Annotated in this window: 27 protein-coding genes; 7 read left to right on the forward strand and 20 right to left on the reverse strand. The window is 40.8% G+C overall.

Annotation, left to right across the window (positions count from 1 at the left end; translation table 11 throughout):
- Positions 1 to 2 precede the first annotated feature (2 nt).
- The 3 genes from AC3WTB_RS00815 to spoVK all read right to left on the reverse strand — a co-directional run bounded on the left by AC3WTB_RS00815 (position 3) and on the right by spoVK (position 3,642).
- A complete protein-coding gene (locus AC3WTB_RS00815) occupies positions 3 to 1,283 on the reverse strand; it encodes a methionine gamma-lyase family protein (RefSeq protein ID WP_492333201.1) in 1,281 nt (426 codons plus the stop codon).
- A 6-nt stretch (positions 1,284 to 1,289) separates the two neighbouring features.
- A complete protein-coding gene (gene hflX / locus AC3WTB_RS00820) occupies positions 1,290 to 2,561 on the reverse strand; it encodes a GTPase HflX (RefSeq protein ID WP_039178793.1) in 1,272 nt (423 codons plus the stop codon).
- 121 nt (positions 2,562 to 2,682) lie between these two features.
- The gene (gene spoVK / locus AC3WTB_RS00825) at positions 2,683 to 3,642 is read right to left on the reverse strand and encodes a stage V sporulation protein K (RefSeq protein WP_024424083.1); all 960 of its coding nucleotides are present in this window, start codon (positions 3,640 to 3,642) and stop codon (positions 2,683 to 2,685) included.
- Between the two features lie 320 nt (positions 3,643 to 3,962).
- Between spoVK and AC3WTB_RS00830 the strand changes: the two genes are divergently transcribed.
- Positions 3,963 to 4,721, forward strand: coding sequence for an N-acetylmuramoyl-L-alanine amidase (locus AC3WTB_RS00830; protein ID WP_047203907.1), 759 nt, complete (start codon positions 3,963 to 3,965; stop codon positions 4,719 to 4,721).
- A gap of 67 nt (positions 4,722 to 4,788) precedes the next feature.
- Here the strand turns inward: AC3WTB_RS00830 and AC3WTB_RS00835 are convergent, their stop codons facing one another.
- The 9 genes from AC3WTB_RS00835 to AC3WTB_RS00875 form a co-directional block, all read right to left on the reverse strand.
- Positions 4,789 to 5,406 (reverse strand): hypothetical protein, encoded by a 618-nt coding sequence (locus AC3WTB_RS00835; RefSeq protein WP_058837640.1) that lies wholly within the window; start codon positions 5,404 to 5,406, stop codon positions 4,789 to 4,791.
- Positions 5,407 to 5,490: 84 nt separating this feature from the next.
- On the reverse strand, positions 5,491 to 6,471 hold the full coding sequence (gene nrdF / locus AC3WTB_RS00840) for a class 1b ribonucleoside-diphosphate reductase subunit beta (protein ID WP_024424085.1): 981 nt from the start codon (positions 6,469 to 6,471) through the stop codon (positions 5,491 to 5,493).
- A 17-nt stretch (positions 6,472 to 6,488) separates the two neighbouring features.
- Positions 6,489 to 8,591: a class 1b ribonucleoside-diphosphate reductase subunit alpha gene (nrdE, locus tag AC3WTB_RS00845; RefSeq protein ID WP_058837641.1), complete on the reverse strand. Its 2,103-nt coding sequence runs from the start codon at positions 8,589 to 8,591 to the stop codon at positions 6,489 to 6,491.
- Positions 8,551 to 8,943, reverse strand: a complete 393-nt coding sequence (gene nrdI, locus AC3WTB_RS00850; RefSeq protein ID WP_008360380.1) for a class Ib ribonucleoside-diphosphate reductase assembly flavoprotein NrdI — start codon at positions 8,941 to 8,943, stop codon at positions 8,551 to 8,553. The genes nrdE and nrdI overlap by 41 nt, the downstream gene beginning before the upstream one ends.
- A 265-nt stretch (positions 8,944 to 9,208) precedes the next feature.
- Positions 9,209 to 9,421 (reverse strand): hypothetical protein, encoded by a 213-nt coding sequence (locus tag AC3WTB_RS00855; RefSeq protein ID WP_003212415.1) that lies wholly within the window; start codon positions 9,419 to 9,421, stop codon positions 9,209 to 9,211.
- Between the two features lie 79 nt (positions 9,422 to 9,500).
- On the reverse strand, positions 9,501 to 9,821 hold the full coding sequence (locus tag AC3WTB_RS00860; RefSeq protein ID WP_059375464.1) for a YmzC family protein: 321 nt from the start codon (positions 9,819 to 9,821) through the stop codon (positions 9,501 to 9,503).
- A gap of 159 nt (positions 9,822 to 9,980) precedes the next feature.
- Positions 9,981 to 10,202, reverse strand: a complete 222-nt coding sequence (gene hfq / locus AC3WTB_RS00865; RefSeq protein ID WP_024424088.1) for an RNA chaperone Hfq — start codon at positions 10,200 to 10,202, stop codon at positions 9,981 to 9,983.
- A gap of 25 nt (positions 10,203 to 10,227) precedes the next feature.
- Positions 10,228 to 11,184 carry a tRNA (adenosine(37)-N6)-dimethylallyltransferase MiaA gene (gene miaA, locus AC3WTB_RS00870; protein WP_058837643.1) on the reverse strand — a complete coding sequence of 319 codons (957 nt, stop codon included), beginning with the start codon at positions 11,182 to 11,184 and terminating at the stop codon, positions 10,228 to 10,230.
- A 70-nt stretch (positions 11,185 to 11,254) separates the two neighbouring features.
- The gene (locus tag AC3WTB_RS00875; protein ID WP_039178775.1) at positions 11,255 to 11,656 is read right to left on the reverse strand and encodes a YmaF family protein; all 402 of its coding nucleotides are present in this window, start codon (positions 11,654 to 11,656) and stop codon (positions 11,255 to 11,257) included.
- A gap of 104 nt (positions 11,657 to 11,760) precedes the next feature.
- On the opposite strand from AC3WTB_RS00875, the gene ymaG reads away from it, so the two are divergent.
- The 3 genes from ymaG (at position 11,761) to erbB (ending at position 13,023) form a co-directional block, all read left to right on the forward strand.
- Complete coding sequence (gene ymaG / locus AC3WTB_RS00880; RefSeq protein WP_041084775.1) at positions 11,761 to 12,012, forward strand: inner spore coat protein YmaG; 252 nt, start codon at positions 11,761 to 11,763, stop codon at positions 12,010 to 12,012.
- Positions 12,013 to 12,321: 309 nt separating this feature from the next.
- Positions 12,322 to 12,639 (forward strand): SMR family multidrug efflux transporter EbrA, encoded by a 318-nt coding sequence (gene erbA, locus AC3WTB_RS00885; RefSeq protein ID WP_039178769.1) that lies wholly within the window; start codon positions 12,322 to 12,324, stop codon positions 12,637 to 12,639.
- 15 nt (positions 12,640 to 12,654) lie between these two features.
- A complete protein-coding gene (erbB, locus tag AC3WTB_RS00890; RefSeq protein ID WP_039178767.1) occupies positions 12,655 to 13,023 on the forward strand; it encodes an SMR family multidrug efflux transporter EbrB in 369 nt (122 codons plus the stop codon).
- A 46-nt stretch (positions 13,024 to 13,069) separates the two neighbouring features.
- Here erbB and AC3WTB_RS00895 read toward each other — a convergent pair whose 3' ends face one another.
- Entirely contained in the window at positions 13,070 to 13,519 is a 450-nt protein-coding gene (locus AC3WTB_RS00895; protein ID WP_039178763.1) for an OsmC family protein, read from the reverse strand.
- A 76-nt stretch (positions 13,520 to 13,595) separates the two neighbouring features.
- Positions 13,596 to 14,330 carry a poly-gamma-glutamate hydrolase family protein gene (locus AC3WTB_RS00900; RefSeq protein ID WP_039178760.1) on the reverse strand — a complete coding sequence of 245 codons (735 nt, stop codon included), beginning with the start codon at positions 14,328 to 14,330 and terminating at the stop codon, positions 13,596 to 13,598.
- Between the two features lie 584 nt (positions 14,331 to 14,914).
- Here AC3WTB_RS00900 and AC3WTB_RS00905 point away from each other — a divergent pair.
- The gene (locus AC3WTB_RS00905) at positions 14,915 to 16,240 is read left to right on the forward strand and encodes a S8 family peptidase (RefSeq protein ID WP_126681853.1); all 1,326 of its coding nucleotides are present in this window, start codon (positions 14,915 to 14,917) and stop codon (positions 16,238 to 16,240) included.
- A 90-nt stretch (positions 16,241 to 16,330) separates the two neighbouring features.
- Here the strand turns inward: AC3WTB_RS00905 and AC3WTB_RS00910 are convergent, their stop codons facing one another.
- The 3 genes from AC3WTB_RS00910 to AC3WTB_RS00920 all read right to left on the reverse strand — a co-directional run bounded on the left by AC3WTB_RS00910 (position 16,331) and on the right by AC3WTB_RS00920 (position 19,175).
- The gene (locus AC3WTB_RS00910) at positions 16,331 to 17,479 is read right to left on the reverse strand and encodes a Rap family tetratricopeptide repeat protein (protein ID WP_034281920.1); all 1,149 of its coding nucleotides are present in this window, start codon (positions 17,477 to 17,479) and stop codon (positions 16,331 to 16,333) included.
- Between the two features lie 163 nt (positions 17,480 to 17,642).
- The gene (locus AC3WTB_RS00915; protein WP_126681852.1) at positions 17,643 to 18,392 is read right to left on the reverse strand and encodes a poly-gamma-glutamate hydrolase family protein; all 750 of its coding nucleotides are present in this window, start codon (positions 18,390 to 18,392) and stop codon (positions 17,643 to 17,645) included.
- A 309-nt stretch (positions 18,393 to 18,701) separates the two neighbouring features.
- Positions 18,702 to 19,175 carry a CarD family transcriptional regulator gene (locus AC3WTB_RS00920; protein WP_039178750.1) on the reverse strand — a complete coding sequence of 158 codons (474 nt, stop codon included), beginning with the start codon at positions 19,173 to 19,175 and terminating at the stop codon, positions 18,702 to 18,704.
- A gap of 570 nt (positions 19,176 to 19,745) precedes the next feature.
- Between AC3WTB_RS00920 and AC3WTB_RS00925 the strand changes: the two genes are divergently transcribed.
- Both AC3WTB_RS00925 and bslA read left to right on the forward strand, forming a co-directional pair.
- Positions 19,746 to 20,150 (forward strand): hypothetical protein, encoded by a 405-nt coding sequence (locus AC3WTB_RS00925; protein ID WP_330545110.1) that lies wholly within the window; start codon positions 19,746 to 19,748, stop codon positions 20,148 to 20,150.
- A gap of 123 nt (positions 20,151 to 20,273) precedes the next feature.
- On the forward strand, positions 20,274 to 20,801 hold the full coding sequence (bslA, locus tag AC3WTB_RS00930) for a biofilm surface layer hydrophobin BslA (protein ID WP_058837651.1): 528 nt from the start codon (positions 20,274 to 20,276) through the stop codon (positions 20,799 to 20,801).
- Positions 20,802 to 21,033: 232 nt separating this feature from the next.
- On the opposite strand, the gene mutL is transcribed toward bslA, so the two are convergent.
- From mutL to cotE, 3 genes are all read right to left on the reverse strand, one after another.
- A complete protein-coding gene (gene mutL / locus AC3WTB_RS00935; protein ID WP_492333202.1) occupies positions 21,034 to 22,935 on the reverse strand; it encodes a DNA mismatch repair endonuclease MutL in 1,902 nt (633 codons plus the stop codon).
- A 21-nt stretch (positions 22,936 to 22,956) separates the two neighbouring features.
- Positions 22,957 to 25,533: a DNA mismatch repair protein MutS gene (mutS, locus tag AC3WTB_RS00940; RefSeq protein WP_492333203.1), complete on the reverse strand. Its 2,577-nt coding sequence runs from the start codon at positions 25,531 to 25,533 to the stop codon at positions 22,957 to 22,959.
- Between the two features lie 124 nt (positions 25,534 to 25,657).
- The gene (cotE, locus tag AC3WTB_RS00945; protein ID WP_039178732.1) at positions 25,658 to 26,203 is read right to left on the reverse strand and encodes an outer spore coat protein CotE; all 546 of its coding nucleotides are present in this window, start codon (positions 26,201 to 26,203) and stop codon (positions 25,658 to 25,660) included.
- Positions 26,204 to 26,323: the final 120 nt, after the last annotated feature.

Genomic DNA, 26,323 nt, shown 5'->3' on the forward strand with positions numbered 1-26,323 from the left:
TTTTATTGAGCAGGCACTTCAATAAAACCTTGAGCCAATAAGGCATCGACAGCACTGCAAATTGCATTTTTCACATGGGCATACGTGAGTCCGCCTTGCACGTAGGCAGTATAAGGCGGTCTGATCGGACCATCGGCTGATAATTCGATACTGGCACCTTGTACAAACGTGCCCGCTGCCATAATGACATCATCCTCGTAGCCCGGCATATAGCTTGCATGCGGTGTGACGTGACTGTTAATCGGAGATGCATACTGGATTGCCTGACAGAACGCAATCATTTTTTTAGGATCTCCAAATTCGACAGATTGAATCAAATCCGTTCTTTTCGCATTCCATGCTGGATTTGTTTGGAATCCGAGCTTCTCAAGAAAACGAGCCGTAAATACTGCGCCTTTTAAGCTTTGAGCTACAACATGCGGCGCCAAGAAAAAGCCTTGATACATTTCCTGGAGCGCATACAGCGATGCACCCGCTTCACTGCCGATGCCCGGAGATGTCATTCGATAAGAGCAAGCTTCGACCCATTTTTCTTTTCCAACGATGTAGCCGCCTGTTTTGGCAAGACCTCCGCCTGGGTTTTTAATAAGTGAACCGGCCATGAGATCAGCTCCGACATGACACGGCTCTTGTAATTCAGTAAATTCACCATAACAGTTGTCTACAAACACAATGATTTCTTCATTTATCTCTTTCACAAATGAAATCATTTGCTCAATTTCTTCTATAGTAAAGGATGGTCTCGACGCATAGCCTTTTGAACGCTGAATGCCGATCACTTTTGTTTTAGAAGAAATCGACTCTTTTACTTTGTCGTAATCGACTGATCCATCTTGAAGCAAATCAATGGCTTTGTAGTCAATCTGGAAGTCTTTTAATGAGCCTGTCCCTTCTTTCCCGCGAATCCCGACAATTTCTTCTAACGTGTCGTATGGTTTTCCCGTCATGTAGATCAATTCATCGCCAGGTCTCAGCACACCAAATAAAGCAATGGAAATCGCGTGTGTGCCGGAAATGATCTGCGGACGGACAAGGCCGCTTTCTCCTCCGAAGACATCCGCATAAATCTTTTCTAACGTGTCTCTCCCCATATCATCGTAGCCATATCCAGTTGTTGGATTAAAGTGAGAGTCACTGACTTTGTGCTTTCGATAGCTTTCAAGCACCCGCCACTCATTTTGTTCGCTCGTTTGATCAATTTGCTGATGTACGTGTAAAATCTCTTGTTCTGTTTCTGCTGCTGCTTTTTCTAAAATACTGCCGTGTTTTAATGTGTGAAACATCTTGATTTAATTCCTTTCCAACATATACTTCTTGATTTGACCTAAAATGGTCTGATCCTCACCACTAAATCCGGTGATGTCGTAAATTTCTGCTTCTTTTTGAAATTCTAGTGATTCCACAAGCGTTTCTGATTTTAATGCGGAGATGAGCTTCCCTTCATACGCTGGAATCTTCACATGATATGGCTTTAAAAAGGCTTTTTTCAGCTCAGCCATAATATCCGCTTTTAACCTTTTTACATCTTCTTTGCGTCTAGCACTGATTAATATGTGGCGATGCTTTGAAGATGGGATGAAATCTGGTCGGATTTGATCTTCCTTATTATAAACAGTCAGCATCGGAATACGGTCCGCTTCTAATTCTTCTAAAAGCTCATGAACCGTTCGTTCGTGTCCTTCATAATCCTCATTAGAAGAGTCGATGACATGAAGCAAATAATCGGCTTCCTTCACTTCTTCAAGGGTTGAACGAAATGCAGCGATCAGTGTTGTAGGAAGGTCTTGGATAAACCCAACTGTATCCGAAATGAGCACACTGTATCCGGATTCTAATGTCATCTTACGTGTCATTGGGTCAAGTGTCGCAAACAGCAGATCCTCTTCATGACTATCTGCTTCTGTTAATTGATTAAACAAAGTTGATTTTCCGGCATTCGTATACCCGACAATGGCAATTTGGAACACACCATTTTTCTTTCGGCGTTCCCGGTATCTTGTTCGGTGTTCTTTGACTGCAGATAACTGCCCGTTAATTTCGTGAATGCGGTTTCGAATATGGCGTCTGTCTGTTTCGAGTTTTGTTTCACCTGGACCTCTTGCGCCAATTCCGCCTCCTTGTCTTGAGAGGCTGATCCCTTGTCCACTTAGTCTCGGCAGGGCATACTGAAGCTGGGCAAGCTCTATTTGCAGCTTCCCCTCTCTTGTACGGGCTCTTTTTGCAAAGATATCTAAAATCAATTGCGTACGATCAATAATTTTTACATCTAAAGCAGTCGCCAAAGCTTTTAGCTGGCTTGGAGAAAGCTCGTCGTTAAAAATAATGACATCACATTCGAGTTCCTCGCAAAGCACCTCAAGTTCTTCTACTTTCCCTTTACCGATATATGTTGCGCTGTCTTGTCTATTTCTCTTCTGCGTCATCACGCTGACAGCTTCACCGCCAGCCGTTTTGGTTAAGGAAGCTAATTCTTCCATTGAGTATTGAAAGCGTTCATCCGTTACATGCGGCAATTGACAGCCGACAAGGATCGCTTTTTCAGTCATTTCATGTTCATTCAACGTCAGTTGTTTCCTTTCTGTACTTAAGTTTTCAGTAGTACCATCATACCAAACAGATCACACGTATACCACTATTCGGATGGTTTATTTTAGTGACTCTTTATAAAAAGGATACGCCATTTCAAGAAGGCGTATCCTCTTTCATTTGAAGATCGTGACTTTTAATGGTTAGCAAATCTTTTTTATCATAATGATCCACAAGAAGCAGTCTCATCGCCTGGGTTCGTATGGCCTTTTCAATGGTGTTTCGCACAAACCTGCCATTGCTGAATTTTGCCGGGCTTGTGGTACTTTTAATGTGCATTAAATAATCCCGCAGCTTCCATTCGGCTTCTTGGGTAAAAACATACTCCCTGTCCGCCATCATTCGTTTAGCAATATCCATGAGTTGATCGACTGTATAATCAGGAAAGCTGATGTTGATTGGAAATCTTGATTGCAGACCGGGGTTTAAAGAAAGAAAATGATCCATTTCCTTGGAGTAGCCAGCTAAAATTAGAATGAATTCGTGCTGTTTGTCCTCCATATGTTTCACAAGGGTATCTATCGCCTCTTTTCCAAAATCCTTTTCTCCTCCGCGTGCAAGAGAATAGGCTTCGTCAATGAACAAAATACCGCCTAGTGATTTTTTAATTAAATCCCTTGTTTTTTGCGCTGTATGACCAATATACTCTCCAACAAGATCACCGCGTTCTGCTTCAATTAAATGACCTTTTGAGAGCACATTCATTTCAAAGAAAAGCTTCCCGACAAGTCTTGCAACTGTGGTTTTCCCTGTGCCAGGATTCCCTTTGAACATCATATGAAGCGCTTGTTTTCCTACCTTTAACCCTTGTTCCTGCCGTTTTTGATTAACAAAAATCCAGGCATAAATCTCTTTTATGTTTCGTTTCATTTCATCCATACCGACAAGGCTGTTCATTTCACGCTCTATTTCCCGTAAGATGCTGTGTTTTGCCTCATTTTTCTGCAAGGCTTCTAGGTATTCTGCCTCTGAGTCTGCATCAACCAATACTTGCTTTTGTCCGTTAAGTATAATATTGATTTGGCCGTTGTTTTTATATGTGACAGCTCGCTCCAACGTATTCACCTCTCGCTCTTCTCTCTTTATTCTATTCGGGTGGAGCTGTAATCGTGACAATCGCCCGCTTAAGCCCAAGTTTGCTGTCAAAATGACCCGAGATACCGAATATTGTAGGGATTTCTGCGGTTTCCCAGGAAATGATGTGCTATTTCCATTGTATTCATCCCGTTTGGGCGGACAAACCAACAATTTGTTTTTTCTTAGAAAAATGTAGCTTTTTAATCACAAATGATGCAGAAAAGAGTCTCAATGATTTCCGCATTTTGTACAGGCAATTCTTCTATTTTCTCATAAAATAAAGACGAGGTGATGAATAGATGGTGAAAATTTTTATTGATCCTGGCCACGGAGGAACAGATTCTGGAGCTAGTGCTAATGGACTTTTGGAGAAAAATATAACACTTCAAATCGCGCTTTTACTGAGAGACATTTTGATTAGTGAATATGATGGGGTTTCTGTCCGCTTAAGTCGTTCAACTGACCAATCCGTCACTTTGTCCCAGCGTACGAATGCAGCAAACAGCTGGGGAGCTGACTATTTCGTGTCTATTCATATTAATGCTGGCGGGGGCACAGGGTTTGAAAGCTATGTGTATCCAGGCGTTTCAGCACCGACTACCACGTATCGTAACGCCCTTCATGATGAGATTGTCCGCTCGGTTGATTTTGCTAACCGCGGCAAGAAAACTGCGAACTTCCACGTTCTTCGAGAAACTTCTATGCCCGCTATTTTAACAGAGAATGGTTTTATTGATACGACAGCCGATGCTAATAAGCTCCGCAACGCAACCTTCCTTCAAGGCATCGCTCGCGCTCATGCGACTGGTCTAGAAGAAGCCTTTCAATTGAAAAAAAAAGCAAGTAATCTTTATAAAGTGCAGGCAGGAGCTTTCAAAGTGAAAGCCAATGCAGATGAATTAGCAGCCACACTTAAATCCAAAGGCTTTGACGCATTTGTTGTATTAGACGGAGGTATGTTCCGAGTACAGGCCGGGGCTTTCCGTACAAAGCAAAATGCAGATGACCTCGTCGCAAGATTGAAGCAGGCCGGTCATGACGCATTCGTTTTCCAATAATCCGAAGCTGTTGTAACGAAACAAACCGGCTCAAGTCTTCTGCTGAGCCGGTTTGTTGTGTATTTATTTACGCTAAGATGTTGACGACAAATTGAGACCATGTTTCAAGACGATCGAAGTATTCAGGCTTTTTCAAATCGGCTGTTTTCATCCATTTTCCTGAGATTTGATCTGTTTCTTTTACTTCTACATGAGCACCTGGAGATAGTTCAAGCGCTGATAACAGTCCAATGTGCACACGGCCGACACTGTTGTCATCGTCATTGATTAATCCAAGGGTTTTCATTTCAAGTTTGTCTTCTTCTTGAATTGAAAGTTCTTCGTCCAGCTCACGATCCGTATTTTCTTTTAGAATCTCAGCAAAGTTTTTCCCTTCAACGAAATTCATATGCCCCCCAAAGCCAAGAGATAACTTATGATGTAAGCGAGTCTCTCCTCCGCCTTGAAGTCTTTCGTATACATATACTTCGTCCTCACGCTTAATCACAACATAAGGAATCGGCTGCTTGAAGTCAGGATTTTCTTCTGCATCGCCTCTTCGCATCTGCTCGAAGTGCTCTTCGATTTCTTTCATAATGGTGCTGATTGTTTTCTCTTCACTGTTCACACCATTAAACGCAAGTGTTTCATTTTGGAACACGCGCGTACGCGGTGCAACTAAAATGATTTCGTCCATTTTTCCCATGTTCGGTAACCTCCAGTATGTAACACATTGTTAGAAATGGCAAAAAGCCAAAACGAGTGATGCGTTTTGACTTTTACGCTTTCCTTATGATTCATCTCCAAAGAAGAAGTCGTCATCTTTTAACGGCTCAACGGTTGCTTTTTTGTAGCCGTTCCCTTTCATTGAGAAGAAGTCATGCGACTTTGTTTTTGTATTGAGTCCGTTCAATACAATAGGGTTAATCTCTTCTTCTTCAAAATAAGGGGCAAATCCAAGGTTCATTAACGCTTTATTGGCATTGTAACGAATGAACTTTTTCACATCATGCGATAAATTGACTTGGTCATAAATATCTTCAGTGTAATGAAGTTCATTTTCATAAAGCTCGTTCAAGAGGTCAATTGAGAAATCATACAGCTCTTTTTGCACATCAGGTGTTTGTTTGTTGTAAATTTCTTGTGCTAATAATCCAACGTACACACCATGAATCGCTTCATCACGCAAAATTAAGTTGATGATTTCACCGCTTTGCATGAGCTTTCCTTGCCCATAGAAATATAGCGGGTAGTAAAAACCACTATAAAACAGGAAGCTTTCTAAATAAACAGAAGCCACCATTGCTTTAAAGAGAGAAATAGGATCGTCCTTTTGAATCGAACGGTATAAACTGACAATCATATCTGCTTTCTTTTGCAAGAATTTATTCTTTTTGACCCATTCAAACACTTCACTGATCGTTTCAGTTGGTGCGAGTGTCATGAAGATATTGGAGTATGATTTCGCATGTACCGCATTTTCCATCATTGCCATAAAGTTGAGTACAGCTTTACGCTGATGGCCGTCCACATGTTCAGCCACAATCGGCATCCCTGTATTTCCTTGTTCTGTATCAAGTAAAGTCAATCCAGCAAGTACCTTCATGTACGTATCTCGCTCTTTTTCACCTAAATATTTCCATGTTAAGAGATCTCCGTTTAAGGAAATCTCTTCTGGAAGCCAGAACTGCTTCACATTTTGGTTGTAAAACATTTGTGTAAAATCGTCTTCGTGTTTTGACCAGTTGGCTGCATCATAAATTTTTGTCACGTTAAACTCTCCTTTAATCAAACAACACAAGAAAGACAGCCTTCCTGCCCTGTATCCTTCGTTCTTGCATAATAAAGTGTCTTAATGCCTTTATGGTGTGCATAAAGATCGATGCGGTTTAAATCACGCGTTGTCATCGTATCTTTCAGGAATAGTGTAAAGCTGATTCCTTGATCGACGTGCTGCTGAATTGTTGCGATCATATCGACCACTTTAAACATGTCCATATCGTACGCTTCTTTATAGAAGAACCAGTTTTGCGCTGATAGACCTGGCATTGGGTAATAGGTTTTGCTGTTGCCGTATGTTCTTTCTTCGATACGTTCCATAATTGGCATCACAGAGGCTGTTGCCGATTGAACATAAGAAATGGAACCTGTTGGTGCAATACATAAACGATAGCTGTGATACATGCCATTTTCCGCTACAAATTCTTTGAGTGCTGCCCAGTCTTCTTTTGTTGGAATGTGCATGCCTTCAAATAGTGCTGCTGCTTTTTCTGTTTTTGGTGTGAAATCAGTTTCCACGTATTTATTGAAGTACTCACCAGTTGCATAGCCAGAGCCTTCATAACGATGGAATGTTTCTCCTTTTTCTTTCGCAAGCTCACTTGAGCGTTTAATTGAATAATAGTTCACCATCATAAAGAACGTATTGGCGAAATCTCTTGCTTCTTCACTTTCATAGGCAATTTGGTTTTGAGCTAAATACCCATGAAGGTTCATCGCACCAAGTCCGATTGACTTCATCGCTTTGTTCGCTTTTCGAACAGCCGGTGCATTGCGAATGTCTGTTGTTTCAGACACAAGCGTTAGTGAGTCTGTTGCAAGCTTAACCGTTTTTTCGATCGATTTGTTTTTCATGACATTCATGATATTTAATGAACCAAGGTTGCAAGAAATATCAAGACCGATTTCATCTTCTTGATCATAGTCCGTGTAAGAAGAAACCTCTGACGCCTGAAGCACTTCTGAGCAAAGGTTTGAGAATTTCACTCGTGAAATATGGTTCAAAGCATGCTCTCTGTTTACATTATCTTGGAACATGATATATGGATAGCCTGATTCTGAGCGTAGAACAGCCAATTTTTCAAGAAGCTTTCTCGGATTGACTTTTTCTTTTTTAACTTTCGGGTTTTCTACAAGCTCGTCATACATTTCTTCCATGTCCATCTCATCAAGATGCTGTCCATATTCTTTATAGACTGTGTGCGGATAGAAAGTGTAAGCTGTTTTATCTTCTCTAGCAAGCTCGATAAATTTATCCGGAATGACGACTCCAATGGACAGAGTCTTCACGCGAACATCTTCATCTGCAGAGATTTTTTTCGTATCTAAGAAATCATTGATATCTCTGTGGAAAATATTCAGGTAGGCACTGCCTGATCCTTGTCTTTGCCCCATTTGATCTGCATATCTGAATGCATTATCAAGAAGCTTCATCACGCCGACGACACCTTTTGTCGCATTTTCTACATCTTTGATTGCTTCGCCTTTTGCACGAAGTTTTGACAGGTTCAAACTGACGCCGCCGCCTAGTTTTGACAGCTGCATGGAAATATCAATCGCTCTTGAAATATCGTTTAGTGAGTCATTTACTTCAAGCAAGAAGCAGCTCACAAGCTCACCGCGTCTTTTACGTCCAGCGTTCAAGAAGGTTGGTGTACTTGGCTGGTACTCTTGATTGATCATCAATTCTACAAACTCAAGTGCTTTTTCTTTATCCCCACCCGCAAAGAAAAGTGCTACAACTGAAATGCGGTCTTCATAGCGTTCAAGGATTTTCTTTTTATCATTTGTTTTCAGTGCATAGTCATTGTAAAACTTAAATGCACTCATAAATGATGGGAATCTAAATTTTTTGGCATATGCAGCTTCAAAGACTTCTTTAATATCTGCCATGCTGTATTGTCTTAAAAATTCTTCCTCATAGTAGTCGTTTTCTATTAAGTAATCAATCTTCTCTTCTAGATTGTGAAAAAAGACCGTGTTTTGATTAATGTAATCTACGAAATAACTATGTACAGCTTCTTTGTCCTTATCGAACTGAAACTTTCCTTCTTTTTGAATCATAATTTCGTTATTTAATTGTATCCACTTTGGAACCTGATTTTGTGACAATTCTTTCTACCTCCTGTGTAAACAATTCAACATCCCTTTTTGTTCCGCTTAGTTCAAAGGTGTGCAAAATAGGAACTTGATATTGTTTAGAAATCGTATCGGCGCTTTTTGCAAAATTATCTCCCCACACTTTGTTGCCACTCACCGCAACACCTAGTAAAAGGTGAGCATTTTTTTCTAAAAAAGACTGAGTGGTACTAGGGACTTGTCCAAATCCTGTCGTAAAGGTGACGAGAATAAACGGCGTATCCAAAAACTCTTCTCCAGTCAATTTTCGTTTGTCTGTAAAAGGGGTCTTGTCCAAAAAGCGTTGAACATTTCCTGTTTTTGAATCAAATACGATTTGAATCAATTCCATCACGACCTAGTTTTTAGTATTGTTGATCATTTCGCTATTCACTATATATAGTATACTATGTTTTTTCAAAACACAACATATAGATGTTCAAAACGAAAAAAATCAACCAACCCGGCCGAACCTTCATAGCCGAACTCGTACGTTCAAATAAATAGAGCAGAACAGGATCTAAAAATAGACTGCTCTACTCCCTATTCAACTGAAACCGAAATCTATCATAACACGAAAAAAAATCGCTTAGTAGACTAGACTTTTTGTTTTATTTTTTGTAGGCATCGCACTGTAAATCTTCTGACACTTCTGTAATTTCCACTTCAACACCTAATTCTTTTAGCACCGCTTCAAGCGCAGAGACGATTGAAGCTTCTCTCACTAATTCTTTCCCATTTACAGAAACACTTGTTCCATATTCGAAACAGGAATCGTCTTCACAAGTTTGTTCCCAATGATTAATTTTAATTTTATGTGTCATGAACTCATCCTTTTCTGTCTAGATGTCTGATGCATGATTATAGTGTAGCGGCTTCACATTCATTTGTAAATTTACGTGCTTACTCTTCATCATCAAGACCATCATCATATTCTTCGTCATCCCATTCATCTATGTATTTCGTTGTAACGAGAGTCAGTTCTCCCTCTTTTTCATCAAATCGGTACACATGTACTTGATCATCTTTCACAACAGCAAAGTGATTATTTTTTAGTGCAGCAGATGATGGTAAAACTCCATCTGCATTTTCATGAGAATGGTTATTCCAACTTTCTTGTCTCGTTTCAATGTTTGAGATAGCACACGATCCAAACAAGACTACAATTCCAATCAAAAGGAGGATCACTCTAATCCTTCTTAATTCAAGCTCTGCATTTTCCATATGAATCCCCTCACCCTTCTAATATCCAATAAGGAATTATACGGAAAATTGGCAGAAAAGTTTCATTGCATACAAAATAGCCCCTCTGCACTGACAAAAAACGTAGCGGGTTCGGCCGGTTTATTCGCAGAGGCATGGGGCTATTCAATACAACCTATCCTATTCTAATTCCAGATTTACATTCTTTTGAGGTGCAAATGTAGAAATGGCGTGTTTATAAATAAGCTGCTGCTTTCCTTCTGTTTCAAGCAGCACCGTGAAATTGTCAAATCCCTTCACTTGACCGCGAAGCTGAAAGCCATTCAGTAAGAATACTGTGACAAATGTATTGTCTTTGCGGATCTGATTCAAAAACTGCTCCTGAATATTAATCGGTTTCATGTTTCGTCCTCCTTGATTCTGATAACTACAGTTTCGCTTTAAGTCCAAGCTTTCCTGCTATATATGCGAAAATTTCCTCTTTTTTGTCTGAAAAGTGGCAAGGCGGTGTCATATCAAACCAAGTGACCGCCATTTTATTACGGAACCACGTGAACTGACGCTTCGCATATCTACGGGAATTTTGCTTTAATTGCTGGATGGCTTCATCAAGTGAGCAGTCACCTTGAAAATAGGCATACAGCTCTTTATAACCAATGGCTTGAACAGACTGACAATCCTTCAAGCCTGATTGATAAAGTGCTCTCACTTCTTCAATTAAGCCCTCATCTATCATCATATCAATTCTTTGATGAATGCGCTCGTACAAAAGCTCTCGATCCATTTTCAGCCCAATGAAGGCTGTATCATAAAGAGGAACTTCTTGATGCCCGTTTTGCATTTCCGACATTTTCTGACCTGTTGTATGGATCACTTCCAGCGCCCGGATCACGCGGCGGACGTTATTCGGATGAATAGCATTTGCCGCATCAGGATCTACTGCCTTTAGCTTTTCGTGCAGCAAAATCGCGCCGTGCTGCTGTTCAAACAGCGCCATTTCTTCTCTAAAAACAGGGTCACTTTTCTCATCCGTAAATGTGTAATCATATAAAACAGATTGGATATAGAGGCCTGTTCCGCCGACAATCATTGGCGTTTTCCCTCTAGCGGCAATCTCTTTGATTTTCGAACGGACCAGCTGCTGAAATTCAGCTGTCGAAAAGGATTCGTCCGGTTGTTTAATATCAATTAAATGGTGCGGGATGCCATTCATTTCTTCTGGGGTGATTTTAGCTGTTCCGATATCCATCCCTTTATAAATCTGCATAGAATCCCCGCTGATAATCTCTCCATTAAATGCTTTGGCTATATCAATGCTCAATTTGGTTTTGCCGACAGCCGTCGGCCCTACTAATACGATTACTGGCTGCTTCGCTTTATTCATAACATCACTCTCTTTTACAAAACTGCCTACAGTATAGCATAACTTTTCTTACTCTCCTATATACTGGCCATCACCAGCCAAGCGGTTCATTTCCGACCACTTCATATGTTTTTCCTTTTAAACGATGCTTATGTGTTGGCTGATTCTCATCTGGACTATAGACGACACCTCCATATGGGATGGGAACAGAATCGAGGTAGGCAGGATAGGTGACTTCCTCAATCTCGTGATAATGTGTTCCATCCACTCTAGGAATCGCAGGCCCTGTGATACCGTAATACCTGTGGAAATGCCCTCTTTCAAAGGAGGTGATCCCGCGATAAAAATGAGTATGCCGGTCGGTACTGCTTCCATTCACAGGCTGAGAAATACCTTCTATTAAATGATAATGCCCCTCTGTTACATCCGTACGTGCTTTATACGCATGAGCATGCGGCGGACACTTTGCCCAATCAGATGGATACAGGCCCATTTCTAACATTCCTCCTTATATTAGGCGTTCACCCAAACACATGTAGGCAACTGGAATACACTGATGTCAGTTACAGTGATTTTATGAGAAAGGAGCCTTTTATTATGAATTATTTTGACGCACCTCCGTTTATTCAAGAAGACATGAGAAGACCTTTTGGATTCGGATTTGGACGTCCTGGTTTTGGGTTTGGGAGACCCGGATTTGGGTTTGGGAGACCTGGATTCTTTGGACCTCCATTTTTAGGTGGTTTTGCTGGAGGCTTGCTTGCTGGATCTCTGCTTGCGCCAGGATATGGTTATGGATACCCTTACCCGCCTCCTTACCCGCCGTACGGACCATACCCTTGGTATTAAATATGACGTTTAAGTGAAAACATCCGTTCATAAAATGAATCGATTGACACACTCTTTTTTCATGGGTTAACATTTACTTTACCGACTGTTCAGTAAAGTAGGTGTTTTTTTTATGTCTAAAACCAAAAAAGAGCAAATTTTTGATGCAGCTGCCAGCACGATTTTAAAAGAAGGGTTAAGCTAGCTCACCCTTCATCAGATGGCAGAGCATGCTGGTTTTCAGAAATATTTCAGCTTGAACCGCTGAAAAGAGAGGATAAAAACCCTTTTACTTCATCGGATTTTATACCTATTAGAGGAGGGATGATCATGATCCTCGGATATCTTTTTTTGGCAGTGGCCATTTTTTCTGAAGCCATTGGCGCCGCGATGTTAAAATTATCTAATGGTTTTACACGCTGGAAGCCAAGCGCTGTCGTTGTGGCTGGCTATTCTCTTGCTTTTTATATGCTGTCATTGACACTGAACATTATTCCGCTTAGCATGTCTTATGCAACATGGTCTGGGGTTGGTACGGTCCTCACGGCTATTTTTGGCGTGCTCTTTTTCAAAGAAACCTTGAACCAAAAAGCAGTCATTGGGATGGCGATGCTTGTCTCAGGGGTCGTACTATTAAATATGTCATAAAGGATGTGAGAGATCATGAAAGGAATGCTCTACTTAACAGGAGCCATTTTAACGGAGGTTTTTGGCAGTACAATGCTGAAGCTTTCTCAAGGCTTTTCGCAGCTACTGCCGAGTATCGGGGTACTGATCGGATTTGGATGCGCCTTTACTTTCCTCAGTTTAGCACTTAAAACCATTGAGCTCTCATCTGCCTATGCAACATGGTCTGGTGTTGGAACAGCTCTCACTGCTCTTGTAGGACTTGTCCTGTTTAACGAAACAATCAGCACGAAAGGCTTCATTGGCCTTGCACTTGTTATCTGCGGCGTGATTGTCTTAAATCAGTCCAAGAAGCAAAAGAACGAAACCGAAGCACAACTCGATCAAACCGAATGGACGTCATAAAAAAAGTCATTTTCTCCATATTTCAAGAGAAAATGACTTTTTTGTTTTAACGACCGGCTTGAATAGTTTCTTCTAAGGAAATGTTCACATTACCCTGAACAGCTCTTGAAATCATACATGAGCTTTCGGCTTTATGCGCAAGCTTTCGGGCCAGCTCAATATCTTGTGCGGAAGCGGTCTCTTTGAGGATGATGACAGGTCGATGAATGATTTCCTCATAAGTAAACACACCATTTGTCACATCTACGACAGCTTCAGAGCTCATCGATAGATCCTCTTTCTCTAATTGACTCCGCTCCATCATGGCTGCAAGTGTAATGATATAACACGTAGCCGCTGCACCTAAGAGCATCTCATCTGGATTGGTTCCAATACCTGGACCGTCCATTTCCTTTGGAATCGAAATCTTTGTTTTTAATTGTTCACATGCGATTGTACCCACATCGTTACGCAGACCAGGCCAGCTTGCCTGAAGATGAAAATGATGACGCGTCATATCCGTCTCTCCTTTTGTTATCACTGTTCATAGTGTAACAAGAATTCCCCAGCTTGTCTTAACATGTGCACGGCCCTTATGTATATTCTTCATCAAGCACTGTGCGAATTGCCCTGACATAACGATAGAACGTCTCGTTTTTTGTACTAGACCGCCTCCGAAAGTCGAAACTGTCAAATAAAGCTTCACGCTGACTTCTGCTAATCTCAAGCTGCACACTTTGCCCTGTTTTAGTAAGATTATTAATATTATGATTGCTTGTCCCGCTCAGGGTTGCGTGTGCGACAGCTAGTTCAGCAGAAAACCCGTTCCGCTCTAATGAGCTCACAATTTTCTCTGCACGGTCGTAATCTGTTCCGCCGACGAGAGTATGGTCAATTCCTTCCTCGCCTTTGTATCCATGCACTGCTAACACGTAATCATGTGCTTTTGCCTGCGCGACGCCGATTGGCTCATCAAAGTTTGTACTTGTAATATGAAGTTCTGATGCATTCTCTCTTAGACCTTCAAATAAATACGTCGAAAAATCGTTGTCAAAAAAATGGACAATCTCGCTCACGCCGCCTTCAATCCTCCCGCCATGAGGTGACATCACAAGAAGGCGGCTGCCGGGCACTGGGTTGGCTGTAATGTTGTAGCTGCTTGTTGATTCGTTTTCTTCCAGTTCTTTAAAATTTCGATAAATATCATTTGAACCGCTTTCGTCTTCCCCACCTGATGACACTGGCTCATCATGTTCCTGTGCTTGCATGGTATAATAAACGCCCCATCCGATCGCAAGCAGGAGAAGCAAAGCAAAAAACTTCTTCATTCCCGTTCTCCTTTAACAGATTTCTAAGCCGTTTCTATGATTTATATTGAATCATCATTTCTTATCATTTTTTCCACATTTTCTCTTCACGTTTGATCATAACACTCTAGATCATGAGATTCCTCAAAAATAAGATAATTGCATTTATATACACAGAAACGCCTCTCCTCTTTGAAAACAGAGTTAGAATAGTATGACAAAGAAATGACGTTATGTTTAATATGACCTAGTCCTATCCAGTCTGTTTTCTTTAATTCGGCTTTTTTTGATAAGGATTTGATTTTTTCCATCTGTCACGCATCACATTTATATGAGCATTGACCCTGTCTACACCCCTCCTTTTTCTGCAAAATCCTTTGATTCGCTGGTTCTCTTAGAAGAACTCTCCCACCTATCATCGGCAGATTCTACATGATTTCCACCTTTTTCTATTATTTTACAAAATGTAAGCGCTTTTCTTTTTTGAAAGGCATAAGCAAGCCGCCAATATAAAGAAAAGAAGGGACAAGAATCCGAACCAAGCAGTTCTCAATCACATAACGTAAGAGTGTACGAGAATGGATAGCTGGAATGGAGGGCATCACATGTTTGGATTTTCTATGGTGCAAATGGTCAGAACACATGCTAGTAAACTAGATCAGCCTTTAAGAGAAACCGTTCTTCACCTTTATAAACCTTTTAAATGGACGCCATGCTTTCTTCATCGTTTTTTCGAAGGCAGGCTGAAGAAGAAAAAGAAGCTTCGTGTGATCATTGAATTTAAGAAAGGTGCAGCCGAGGCAGGGATTCAAAGCACGAAACAATTAATGAAAAAAAGCAGAAAAACAAATATAAAACGACATTTTTCACATATCGACTGCTGCGCTGCTGATTTAACCCCTGCTGCTTTAGAGGAGCTATTAGCAAACGGTGAGCATATTCGTAAAATTTATTTAGACCGGAAAGTTCATGCGCTGCTGGACGTAGCCACACAAGCAAGTCATGCTGAAGAAGTCATCCGAAACGGGACAACTTTAACCGGTGAAGGCATTACGGTCGCTGTCATTGACACGGGAATTTATCCGCATGAAGATTTAGATGGAAGAATTCGTGATTTTGTGGATTTAGTCAAACAAAAAACAAAGCCTTATGATGATAATGGCCACGGTACACACTGCGCGGGAGATGTCGCGGGAGATGGATCCGCCTCAGACGGCTTATACAAAGGACCTGCCCCAAAAGCAAATCTGATTGGTGTGAAAGTGTTAAATAAACAAGGGGCTGGATCACTTTCTACTATTATAGAAGGTGTTGAATGGTGTATGCAGTTCAACGAAGACCACCCTGATGATCCGATTCATATTATCAGTATGTCGCTAGGCGGAGCTGCGCAGCGTTATGATGACGAACAGGACGATCCAATGGTGCGTGCTGTCAATGCGGCTTGGGATCAAGGGATTGTTGTATGCGTCGCTGCCGGGAACTCTGGTCCTAACAGCCAGACGATTGCAAGCCCTGCTGTCAGTCAAAAAGTCATTACGGTCGGAGCCTATGATGACAGGAATACACCAGAATCAAGTGACGATATCGTGGCACCATTTTCAAGCAGAGGGCCTACTGTTTACGGGGAAGCAAAGCCTGATATCCTCGCACCAGGAGTAAACATCGTTTCTCTCAGATCACCAAGATCCTTTCTGGATAAACTCGACAAATCAAGCAGAGTAGACGATGATTATACAACGTTATCTGGCACATCGATGGCAACACCGATTTGTGCTGGTATTTGCGCTCTACTATTAGAGCATTCACCAGATTTAACGCCAGATGAAGTCAAAACCCTGTTAAAAGAAAATACAAGCAAGTGGTCTGGGGATGATCCGATGATTTATGGAGCAGGTGCAATTGACGCAGAAAAAGCAATCAAAGAATAAAGAAAAAAGCCCTTTACGTTTATGCGTAAAGGGTGTTGTTTGTCTCATTTTTAAGTGTGAAGTCTTTCATCTACTTGAGCAGCTGACATGTTATGCTTCGTTCTCATACATCTCATCTCCTTTTTGAATGTGCGTACGCGCTTCGATCACAATCTCAAAAAAAGTGGAAGATTCCTTGTACATGTCGCGTTCCTTATAATAATTAGCCGCATCAAGTGCTAATTCCTCTAAATCAGCAAACATTTTTTTATTTCTCAGGCCAAAAAGGGCCGACCTCAATTGCTCACAGCCGTCTTTCTCTATATAGAGCGCCTGTAAAAATTGGAATTTCAACTGATAAATTTCATCTTCCAATACACAAGCCTCTTTCATTCCTGTAGAGATGGCCTCGCCCGCCCGCTGAATATCTCCGAGTTTAAAACAAGTAAGGGCAAGTGAAAACAACGATTTGATCATCGTGGATGCTTGATCTTTCTGATAAAGTGAAATGGCTTGTTCAAAAAAGACAGTCGCTGTATGGTACGTTCCCATACTATAATGACAAGTGCCTAAGTTATTAAGAGCCATTGCTTTAAAGTAAGATGTACATTCTTTTTGTTCCATCGCTTCACAGACTTTTAACGCTTTTTCTAAATAAGGAAGCGCTTTTTGATACTGATTGACATCAATCCAATTACCTGCCATGACAAAATCACATTGAATGCTTCTTTTTCCATAAAGCTGATGTTTCTTATAGATGTCTCTCGCCTTTTTAGCATAGTGCATGGAGAAATAAGTTTGTTTCATATGATAGTATACTTCTGCGATTTTATAGTAGAATTCTGCTTTTTCGATCTCATCTGTCACTAAAATCAGTTGATGTTCCGCATGCTTGTAATATGAAATGGCCTCGATATACCGGCGCTGGATAAACGCATACATTCCATGAAAAAAATGAAAATAATAGCCTAGTAAGCCTGTCATCTCATCTTCTGCATCGTCAATTTCTTTAGGAAAGGACACTGCTTGAAGCGTTTCACTCCCTGCATGGACGGGCGCTAAGTGCTGAAGCATCATTTGATGGCGAAAATCCATTAGAGAATAATATAGGAGTAAATCTTGATCCTCTTCCATATCATGAATTTCTTCTTCAACAAGGCGCTTCATGCCGTTTGCTTGTTCAACTTCAAATTTGCAAATATGCGTGTACCATTGATTGATCTTTACACCTACTTCGGAAGATGGTATTTTGTGTGCCATCCACTTCAGCCCCATTCTATCATATCAAACTGATAACTATTATTTTACATAATTTATGTTTTTAAGGCAAATTGTAAGTTATTACATATTTTATGTTCAAATCGCATATTCCTATCTTTTTTACCAAGTTTAAATAGAGTACTTTTGCCCATCAAAACTTTTTTTACGAAGACGGGTCGAATTCTCTTAGTACTTCTTTTAACGCATTGATATAACGTCTGAATGCTTTTTTCTTTCCTTTTCTCGTATCAAAATTGTCAAAAAAAGCTTCTCTTTGCGCTGTACTAATTTCTAGCTGAACACTTTCTCCACTTGCATTTTGATTATTTATATTTTTAGGATCTGTACCAGAAAGCCGTTCGCCTTTTTGTACCATTTCTGCGGAAAATCCTCGATCTCTTAGTTCTCGCACAACCGCTCTTTGCATTTTTTCATTTGTGCCTCCAACGAGCGTGTGTCTTTTATCACTTCTATAGCCGTGGATGGAAATTGAAAAAGGATACGTTTTAATCATTTGAACCAAAACGGGTTCATCAAAATTAGTACTCGTGATATGCAGGTCCCGGTTATTGTCTTGCTTTGTACCTTCGAACAAATATGTAGAATAGCTTTCTTGAAAGGCTTCTACAATTTCACTTGTTCCTGGTTCAATCTCACCTCCATGAGGAGAAAATACGAGTAAATCACTTCCGCCCTTTTCGTGAAATTCTATCTCGTACCCTTCTTTTTCATGTCGTATGAGCTGTTTAAAGCTTTCGTATTGATCACCTTGTTTTCGCTCTTTTTGATACTTTTCTACCTCTTGATAATGCTTCTTTTGCTCTTTTTTTTCTTGAACAGAATGGGTGCATTTCACCATTAAAAGAGTACACAGAATAAGAAAGATGAATCCACTTATTAGTAACCTTTTCATTTCACCGCTCCTTTTTTCTCTTAGGTGTCATCTTACCGCAATATTTTACTATCAATGGCTTAAAAAATTCAAAGGTTGTCCGGCTCATTTGAATGAATCAGGAAAACTTACCTGTTTTTAATGTCATCTAGGTATATCAGAGGTCTTTGAATTTTTGTTGTCCACGTAAAAACTAAATCGTATGACCTCATTTCAATATTAGTTAAAACCACCTACAAAAATGCCAATATTACTCTTTTTTTCAAAACAAAAAAGCTGTAAACAAAGGAGTCTCCTCTTCTGTTTACAGCTAGTCTCTGTATATCATCATTACATTCTTAATTCATTCTCTAAAGCTGTCATCACTTCATCTTGCGACAGTCCCTGCGCAAGTGAAATCTCACTCACTAACATGCCTCTTGCATCTTCAAGCATCTTCTTTTCACTTGAATTTAATGCTTTCTTCTGATTTCTTCTCATCAGATCTTTAACAACGTCTGCACCATCTTCGATCGCACCTGTTTTTAGCTTTTTCAGATTTTCATCATATCTTTGCTTCCAAGTAAGCGTGTCGTCGTTTGTTTCTTCTGCAAAATTGTTCATCACAACTTTCAGCGTTGCTTGATCTGCTACCGGACGTATACCTAGTTGATTGATTCTGCCTTTTGGGACCATCATCTGCATATTCGGCATTTGAATCAGAAAATATTCCTGCGTCTTACCTAAAATCTCTTTTTCTTCCATTCCTTCAATCACACCGGCTCCATGCATTGGATAAACAATTTTATCACCTATTTGAAACAAATCCGCCACCTCCGAAAGTATTCACAATATCATTATAACACATTTCATCAGAGGATAAAAATTTATATTTTATCATGTTAATTTAGCACTAGTCAATTCTTTTTATTTGAGTTTTTTCAGAAAAAGCCTTTTTTATAAAAGAAGTGAGAGCATCCAGTCCTCATGACTCTTTCTTGCATATACTAGCATTGAGTCACATTTAGGAGGGATGACAATGTGCAAATGCAAGTGCAAACATTCCCACTCAAACTGTCATAAAAAGCATGACGATCATCACTATGAGGATCCATGTAAAGAAAAAAAGTATTGTCATAAAAAAGATAAATGGTTTGAGAGCGATTTTTGGGATACCTCTCGAAGCTACGATCCCTGTTATTTTCCTAAAAGTGTCTGCAGCAGATGTAAAAAGCGTCGTAGAAGAAGACATCGCTACGAAATTTAAGGCTTGACGCTTTACCTGCTTTTCCTTTTCCCGGCTGAAAAGCCGGTTTTTTTCTTTCGTATGGATAGGCTCATCAAGTAAATCTGTCTCATAGGATATGGCAACCTGACATAAAGGATGAGATATACATGAACGATATGAACAGCCAAATGAATCATTATCACCAAGAAAATCCCTATCACACATTTGAAAATGTGTATACAGCCAATCATGAGCATATGATCGCACCAAACATGCATGATCATATGAATATGCCAAACCATTATCATAACGGCAAAAAAGATATGTATAATGTGCACCATCCACATCATCATTCACCCTATTCAACGTTTCCAAATCAGCATGATTACTTTTCAAAGCATGTTCCAATGAAGGACCACCATCATCTAGGCCATTATGGATGGTACGGGATGATGCCGCACCATCCATACGGTTATCAAGATATGCATATGATGATGCCAACAAACCAGCAAATGCCTGGCCATTTTTACGGAATGAATCAACCAAATGCGCTATTCCCCCGCTATTACTAAAGAATGACAAAATAAGGGTATAATATCCCATTTAATACCATATGGTAATATGGTAACATTATAGGTAAATAATGGGTGTAATCATCTATTATTTACCTATATTCAACAAGGGGGAAGGAAAAAATGAAAAAAACATGGACGATTCTTATGCTGGGGATGCTCACATTGGTTATGGCGCTGTCAGTACCACTTTCTGCATCTGCTGAAGGAGCCGAAAGCAAAGCATCAACCAATGTAAAGCCAGCTGCGCTTTACGCTAAAATTACAGGAGCTAGTAAGCAGGAATGGTCTTATTCTGACATTGAGCTGACGTACAGCCCAAATTCAGTTTTAAGTCTTGGTACAGTAGAGTTCACATTGCCAAAGGGTTTCCAAGCAACAACGAAAGACATTATGAACGGTAAAGCATTAAAAGACAGCTACATTTTGAACAACGGGCAAACCGTTCGTATTCCGCTCAGATTGGATTTACTTGGAATTTCCAAGTATACATTAAAGCTTTCACATAAAGTACTTCCTGCTGCAGGTACATATACGTTCCGCGCAGAAAATCGAGCACTCAGCATCGGTTCTACATTTTATGCAGAAGATACGCTTGATATTAATACACGGCCAGTTGTGGTCACACCGCCAGATCCTTGCGGATGCTAAAGAAAAAAGCGCTCTGTTAAGAGCGCTTCAGATTGTTGACAAAGGGCTAAAATGATCTTAATTTTAGCCCTTTGTCTTTTTTTCAGCGTGATAGAAAACCTTTGCAGTCTAGGAAGGACGAGCATCGGAGCGGAGCGAATTTGACATTCGTGAGCACCGAAGCGCAGACCTGACAACGAATGCGAGGGTTTGTCTACACGCTGAGCGCTCTGTTAAGAGCGCTTTTTTTATATCACATCACCCGTTTAAACATTTTCTCCATTTCATAAGTGGAGTGATGAATAATGATCGGCCGGCCGTGTGGACAGGTGAATGGATCCTTCGTTGTCCGGAGTTCATCTAATAAGGCTTTGATTTCATCATGACGCAAATGACGATTTGCTTTGATTGAGCCTTTGCAGCTCATCATAATCGCCGCTTCTTCTCTCAGTTTCTTGATGTCAACACGTTTTTCATTAAGCACTTGCTCTATAATCTCTTCGATCAGTTCAGCCTCTTCACCTTTCGGAAACCACTGCGGATGCGAACGAACGATGTAGCTTCCTGAACCAAAGGGCTCTAAGAAGACCCCCACTTTTGCTAGAATATCCTTATGCTCTTCAATGATCAGCATATCGTTTTTAGAGTAGTGAAATGTTAAAGGGACGAGCATTTCTTGCACTTCCTGTTCGATCTCTCCTACCTTCTCACGATAATACTCATACTTGATTCGCTCTTGAGCTGCATGCTGGTCAATGATATAAAGTCCTCGTTCATTTTGAGCCAAAATATATGTGCCGTGCATTTGCCCAATTGGATACATCACAGGGACGCGTTCGTTTTCAAGCATCGTCTCTGTCACATCTTCATATAGTATCGTCTCTTCCTCTTCAAATGAAGCGGCGGATTCCTCTAACTGAATACGCTCAGATGATACTTCTTCATAAGCTACTGGTGATGATGCTTCTGTCTTCTCTTGTTTAGGCATCCCGTATGCATCGGTATAACTTGTCTCGTATACGACCGACTCGTGCGGCTCCGGCTGATAGGATAGCGGTGTTTCCGGTTGGCTTTGGTTTCCTTGTTTCGCATCAAAGGTTAAGGATTGTTGCTCATTTTTCACAGCTGGTGTTGGTGCTTTTTTTGGTACTGAAGCACTTGGAATGAGCTGCTGCTTTTGAAATACTTCCTTAATTCCTTGTTTAATCAGCTCATGAAGTTCCTGTTCTTTACTTAGTCTCACTTCAAGCTTCGAAGGATGAACGTTCACATCGACTAAAATCGGATCCATCTTCATCTCAATAAATGTAATTGGATGACGGCCAATTGGAAGCAGCGTGTGATATCCTTCATGGATCGCTTTCACGAGCGGAAAATGTTTGACATATCGGCCGTTTACAACAGAAGACATATAATTCCGTGATGCCCTCGTCACTTCTGGTAAGGAAATATATCCTTTCACTTCAAAATCAAGTGATTGTACGTGGAGCGGCAGCATTTTTTTCGCCACGGCTGTTCCATAAATGGCCGCAAGTACATGACGCACATCTCCGTTTCCATTCGTTTGGAGGAGAACTTTCCCTTGATGACGCAAACGGATCGATACTTCGGGATGAGCTAGCGCAATTCGGTTGACCACATCCGATATATTACCAAGCTCCGTATGAACGGTTTTCATATATTTCAGGCGGGCTGGCGTATTGTAAAATAAATTGGTGACCACAATCTCAGTGCCGCGGCGGCCAGAGGTTTTTTTCTCTGAAATGATTTTCCCGCCTTGCAAAGCTAGGTGTGTCCCAGCTCCTTCGCCAGTACTTGTTTTCATTTCTAAATGAGAGACAGATGCAATACTTGGCAGTGCCTCTCCCCTGAATCCAAGGGTTCTGACACGGAACAGATCATTTTCGTCTTTGATTTTGCTCGTTGCATGACGCTGGAAGGCGAGCTTACAATCTTCAGCATCGATTCCAACACCATTATCAATAATCCTTATAGAAGAAAGACCTGCTTCTTCTACATCGATTTCAATCACTGTACTTTTTGCATCGATCGCATTTTCCACAAGCTCCTTTACAACAGAAGCTGGGCGCTCGACCACTTCACCTGCAGCAATTTTATTGGATAGGTCATCAGATAACTGAATAATCTTTGCCATTTCTGCTCACCTCACCTTACATTATAATTTCTTTTGCAATTCATACAGCTTTGTCATAGCTTCAAGCGGCGTCATATCCATTAGGTTGTATGATTTTAATTCATCGATGACCGCCTGATCTTTCTGTTTTAGAGCAGCTTTTGGCTGCGGTTTTTCTTCTACTTCAAAGAAAGATAGCTGCTGTTTTTCTTCAGTCTTTTCTACTTTTGGTGCTGGAGATACGTTCGGGGTCACGTCATGTGATCCGCTCTCAAGCTCCGTTAAAATGGTCTGGGCTCTATTGATGATGGCATCAGGCAATTCAGCTAGCTGTGCTACATGAATACCATAGCTTTTATCAGCTGCACCTTCTTTGATTTGATGTAAGAAAACGACTGTGCCTTCATGCTCTTCAGCGCGCACATGAACATTTTTCAGCTCGCTTAATTGAGATTCAAGAACTGTCAGCTCATGGTAATGTGTAGAAAATAGGGTTTTGGCCCCAATATGATCATGAACAAATTCAATGATCGCCTGCGCAAGCGCCATTCCATCATAGGTGCTTGTCCCACGTCCAATTTCATCGAATAAAATCAAGCTGTTTTTCGTTGCGTGCACCATCGCATTTTTTGCTTCGAGCATCTCTACCATAAAAGTACTTTGACCAGAAATCAAATCATCTGCTGCACCAATACGGGTAAAGATTTGATCGAAGATTGGTAGCGTCGCCTTTGACGCAGGTACAAAGCAGCCAATCTGTGCAAGAATCGAGATGAGAGCCATTTGTCTCATATACGTACTTTTCCCTGACATATTCGGTCCAGTGATGAGTAAGGTTTGTCTTCCTTTTCCCATATGGCAGTCATTCGGTACATATTCCTGGTGATCCAGCACTTTTTCAACGACAGGGTGACGGCCATCCTTGACATCCACGTCATCCTCTGAGAATTCCGGACGGATATAACGGCGCTTTTCACTAACAGTCGCAAAGCATTGAAGCGCATCCAGCTCACTCATTTGTTTTGCGAGCAGCTGTAATCTAGGAATATAGCCTTTTACTTGCTCCCTGAGAGCTGTAAATAGTTCATATTCCAATTCGTTAATATTTGATTCCGCTTCAAGAATCAGTGCTTCTTTTTCTTTTAATTCAGGTGTGATATACCTCTCAGCATTGGCAAGCGTTTGTTTTCTTTCATAACGCCCTTCCTCCAGCAGATGTGTATTTGCACGTGTCACTTCGATATAATAACCAAACACTTTATTAAACCCGACTTTTAATGAGCGAATGCCGGTATATTCTCTTTCCTGCTGTTCGAGACGTGCAATCCAGTTCTTTCCGTTTCGGCTGGCATCACGGTATTCATCTAATTTTGCATTGTAGCCATCTTTAATCAAATTGCCTTCTTTTATCGTCATCGGCGGATTTTCATAAAGTGCATCTTCTAATAACTCAAGCAGGTCGCCGCAAGGATCAATCTCATTCGCTCTTGATTTTGCCATTTCCTCTGGTAATGATTGAACGAGTTGTTTAATATCCGGTACTTGTTTTAAAGATTCCTTGAGCTGAATGAGGTCACGGGCATTCACGTTGCCAAATGCTACGCGGCCCGCTAGACGCTCAAGATCATATACTTGCTTTAATCGTTCGCGCAGATCCTCGCGCTCAAAGAAATGATCCATCAGAATTTGCACCATTTCCTGGCGCTCGTTGATTTGCGAAAGACGAATGAGCGGCCGGTCGATCCATTGCTTGAGCAGTCTGCCGCCCATCGCTGTTTTTGTTTCATCTAACAGCCATAATAAAGAGCCTTTTTTGCTTTTTGAACGAATCGTTTCTGTTAATTCAAGGTTTCGTTTTGAGTAAAGATCAATTTTCATCGTTTGTTCAAGCTCAAACACTTGAACTTGCTGAAGGTGATCCAAGCTTCTTTTTTGCGTTCTTCTTAAGTAGGCATATAGTGTTAAAAATGCCGTTTTTAACTTGTCGTCAAGATGGGAAACGAGCTGTTCAGCTTCCTCTAATAGTTCATCACTATCTTCGTATGAAATAGTTGCTTGGCAGCGTTCTTTAAGGGTTTTGATTGTTTCCTCATCCAGCTGCTTTGACACCACAATTTCTTTTGCACCAACAGAATAAATTTCTGATACGACTTCATCTAATCGATCGATGAAAGCCGCCATGTTTTCACCTGTTGATAAATCAGACAGCGCAAGACCGTATCCATTTTGAAAGCTAGTAACAGACGCAATGAAGTTGTTCTCGTTTTCACTTAAACCTTTACCATCCATGACGGTACCTGGTGTAATCAGTTGAACGACTTCCCTTTTGACTACACCTTTTGCCGTTTTAGGGTCTTCCACCTGCTCACAAATGGCGACCTTGTAGCCTTTTGAAATCAACTGTTCTATGTATGCAGAAGCAGAATGATATGGAACACCGCACATTGGAATTGTGCCGCCGTCTCTGCTTGTTAGCGTAATTTCTAGTTCTTGCGCCGCTTCTTTCGCATCATCAAAAAACATCTCATAAAAATCGCCTAAGCGAAAAAATAAAAAGGCATCTTGATAATCTGCCTTGATCTTTAAATATTGCTGTATCATGGGCGTATAACTTGCCATATTTCTAATCCCTCACTATATTACTTTCGAATTCATACCATCTTCAATTATAGCATAAAAAATCACCTTTTTTCTCCTAGATCAGGCACAAAAAAACTAGGGGGATATGCGCCCTAGTCATTTATTACTCTTCTGGATCACCTGCTAGGAACTCTGGATGAATATCCTCTAACTCCTCATCCACTTCTTCTTCCCACTCGTGATCATCTTTTTCTTTCCAGTCTGAATTGACCTCTACAACAATTTTTGTTTCACCGACTACCTCAGCAATGAACTCACGCTCTGCCTGAACGATAATTTTATTGCCATTTGGAGAAATGGTCACTTCTAAGCAATTGGGCTGCTGCAAAACTTTCGCAATCACTTCGTGCTCATCATCAAGGAAATTTTTATCTTTATATCTCAGTTTAATGATGTCTACATACTTCACACGCTCTGTGACGACTTCTGTTTTCGTGTTGTCAGCGTAAGAGTACCATACGTTAATATCAAATGTTCCTTCGATCTCAACCGTTTTACCGACCTTTTCAGCATCATACTTATGATTAATGATCCAACCACCTAAGATGCTGGTTGGTTTTTGCGATGGAGAAATGGTGTGTGTGCTTTGGGTGAATTTCCTCCCTTTTGCAACCACCGCTTTTGTAATAATTTCTCTGTATTCAGACATTCCGGCATGCCTCCTTGTTCTTGATCGTTTTATCTTATGCTGGGCATTCGTCTAGTGTGTCACGATTTTGAACTTCATGTTCAATTAAATTCATTTCTGTTTCAGTGTATGCATGGTCGC

It is taken from the genome of Bacillus sp. EB106-04-04-XG123, from assembly GCF_058791855.1.

Excerpts from the sequence above, each read along its gene's own strand:
- AC3WTB_RS00815 (WP_492333201.1), bottom strand. The coding sequence starts at position 1,283 with ATGTTTCACACATTAAAACACGGCAGTATTTTAGAAAAAGCAGCAGCA.
- AC3WTB_RS00830 (WP_047203907.1), top strand. The coding sequence starts at position 3,963 with ATGGTGAAAATTTTTATTGATCCTGGCCACGGAGGAACAGATTCTGGA.
- AC3WTB_RS00835 (WP_058837640.1), bottom strand. The coding sequence starts at position 5,406 with ATGGGAAAAATGGACGAAATCATTTTAGTTGCACCGCGTACGCGCGTG.
- AC3WTB_RS00855 (WP_003212415.1), bottom strand. The coding sequence starts at position 9,421 with ATGACACATAAAATTAAAATTAATCATTGGGAACAAACTTGTGAAGAC.
- AC3WTB_RS00860 (WP_059375464.1), bottom strand. The coding sequence starts at position 9,821 with ATGGAAAATGCAGAGCTTGAATTAAGAAGGATTAGAGTGATCCTCCTT.
- hfq (WP_024424088.1), bottom strand. The coding sequence starts at position 10,202 with ATGAAACCGATTAATATTCAGGAGCAGTTTTTGAATCAGATCCGCAAA.
- miaA (WP_058837643.1), bottom strand. The coding sequence starts at position 11,184 with ATGAATAAAGCGAAGCAGCCAGTAATCGTATTAGTAGGGCCGACGGCT.
- AC3WTB_RS00875 (WP_039178775.1), bottom strand. The coding sequence starts at position 11,656 with ATGGGCCTGTATCCATCTGATTGGGCAAAGTGTCCGCCGCATGCTCAT.
- ymaG (WP_041084775.1), top strand. The coding sequence starts at position 11,761 with ATGAATTATTTTGACGCACCTCCGTTTATTCAAGAAGACATGAGAAGA.
- erbA (WP_039178769.1), top strand. The coding sequence starts at position 12,322 with ATGATCCTCGGATATCTTTTTTTGGCAGTGGCCATTTTTTCTGAAGCC.
- erbB (WP_039178767.1), top strand. The coding sequence starts at position 12,655 with ATGAAAGGAATGCTCTACTTAACAGGAGCCATTTTAACGGAGGTTTTT.
- AC3WTB_RS00895 (WP_039178763.1), bottom strand. The coding sequence starts at position 13,519 with ATGACGCGTCATCATTTTCATCTTCAGGCAAGCTGGCCTGGTCTGCGT.
- AC3WTB_RS00900 (WP_039178760.1), bottom strand. The coding sequence starts at position 14,330 with ATGAAGAAGTTTTTTGCTTTGCTTCTCCTGCTTGCGATCGGATGGGGC.
- AC3WTB_RS00905 (WP_126681853.1), top strand. The coding sequence starts at position 14,915 with ATGTTTGGATTTTCTATGGTGCAAATGGTCAGAACACATGCTAGTAAA.
- AC3WTB_RS00910 (WP_034281920.1), bottom strand. The coding sequence starts at position 17,479 with ATGGCACACAAAATACCATCTTCCGAAGTAGGTGTAAAGATCAATCAA.
- AC3WTB_RS00915 (WP_126681852.1), bottom strand. The coding sequence starts at position 18,392 with ATGAAAAGGTTACTAATAAGTGGATTCATCTTTCTTATTCTGTGTACT.
- AC3WTB_RS00925 (WP_330545110.1), top strand. The coding sequence starts at position 19,746 with ATGAACGATATGAACAGCCAAATGAATCATTATCACCAAGAAAATCCC.
- bslA (WP_058837651.1), top strand. The coding sequence starts at position 20,274 with ATGAAAAAAACATGGACGATTCTTATGCTGGGGATGCTCACATTGGTT.
- mutL (WP_492333202.1), bottom strand. The coding sequence starts at position 22,935 with ATGGCAAAGATTATTCAGTTATCTGATGACCTATCCAATAAAATTGCT.
- mutS (WP_492333203.1), bottom strand. The coding sequence starts at position 25,533 with ATGGCAAGTTATACGCCCATGATACAGCAATATTTAAAGATCAAGGCA.
- cotE (WP_039178732.1), bottom strand. The coding sequence starts at position 26,203 with ATGTCTGAATACAGAGAAATTATTACAAAAGCGGTGGTTGCAAAAGGG.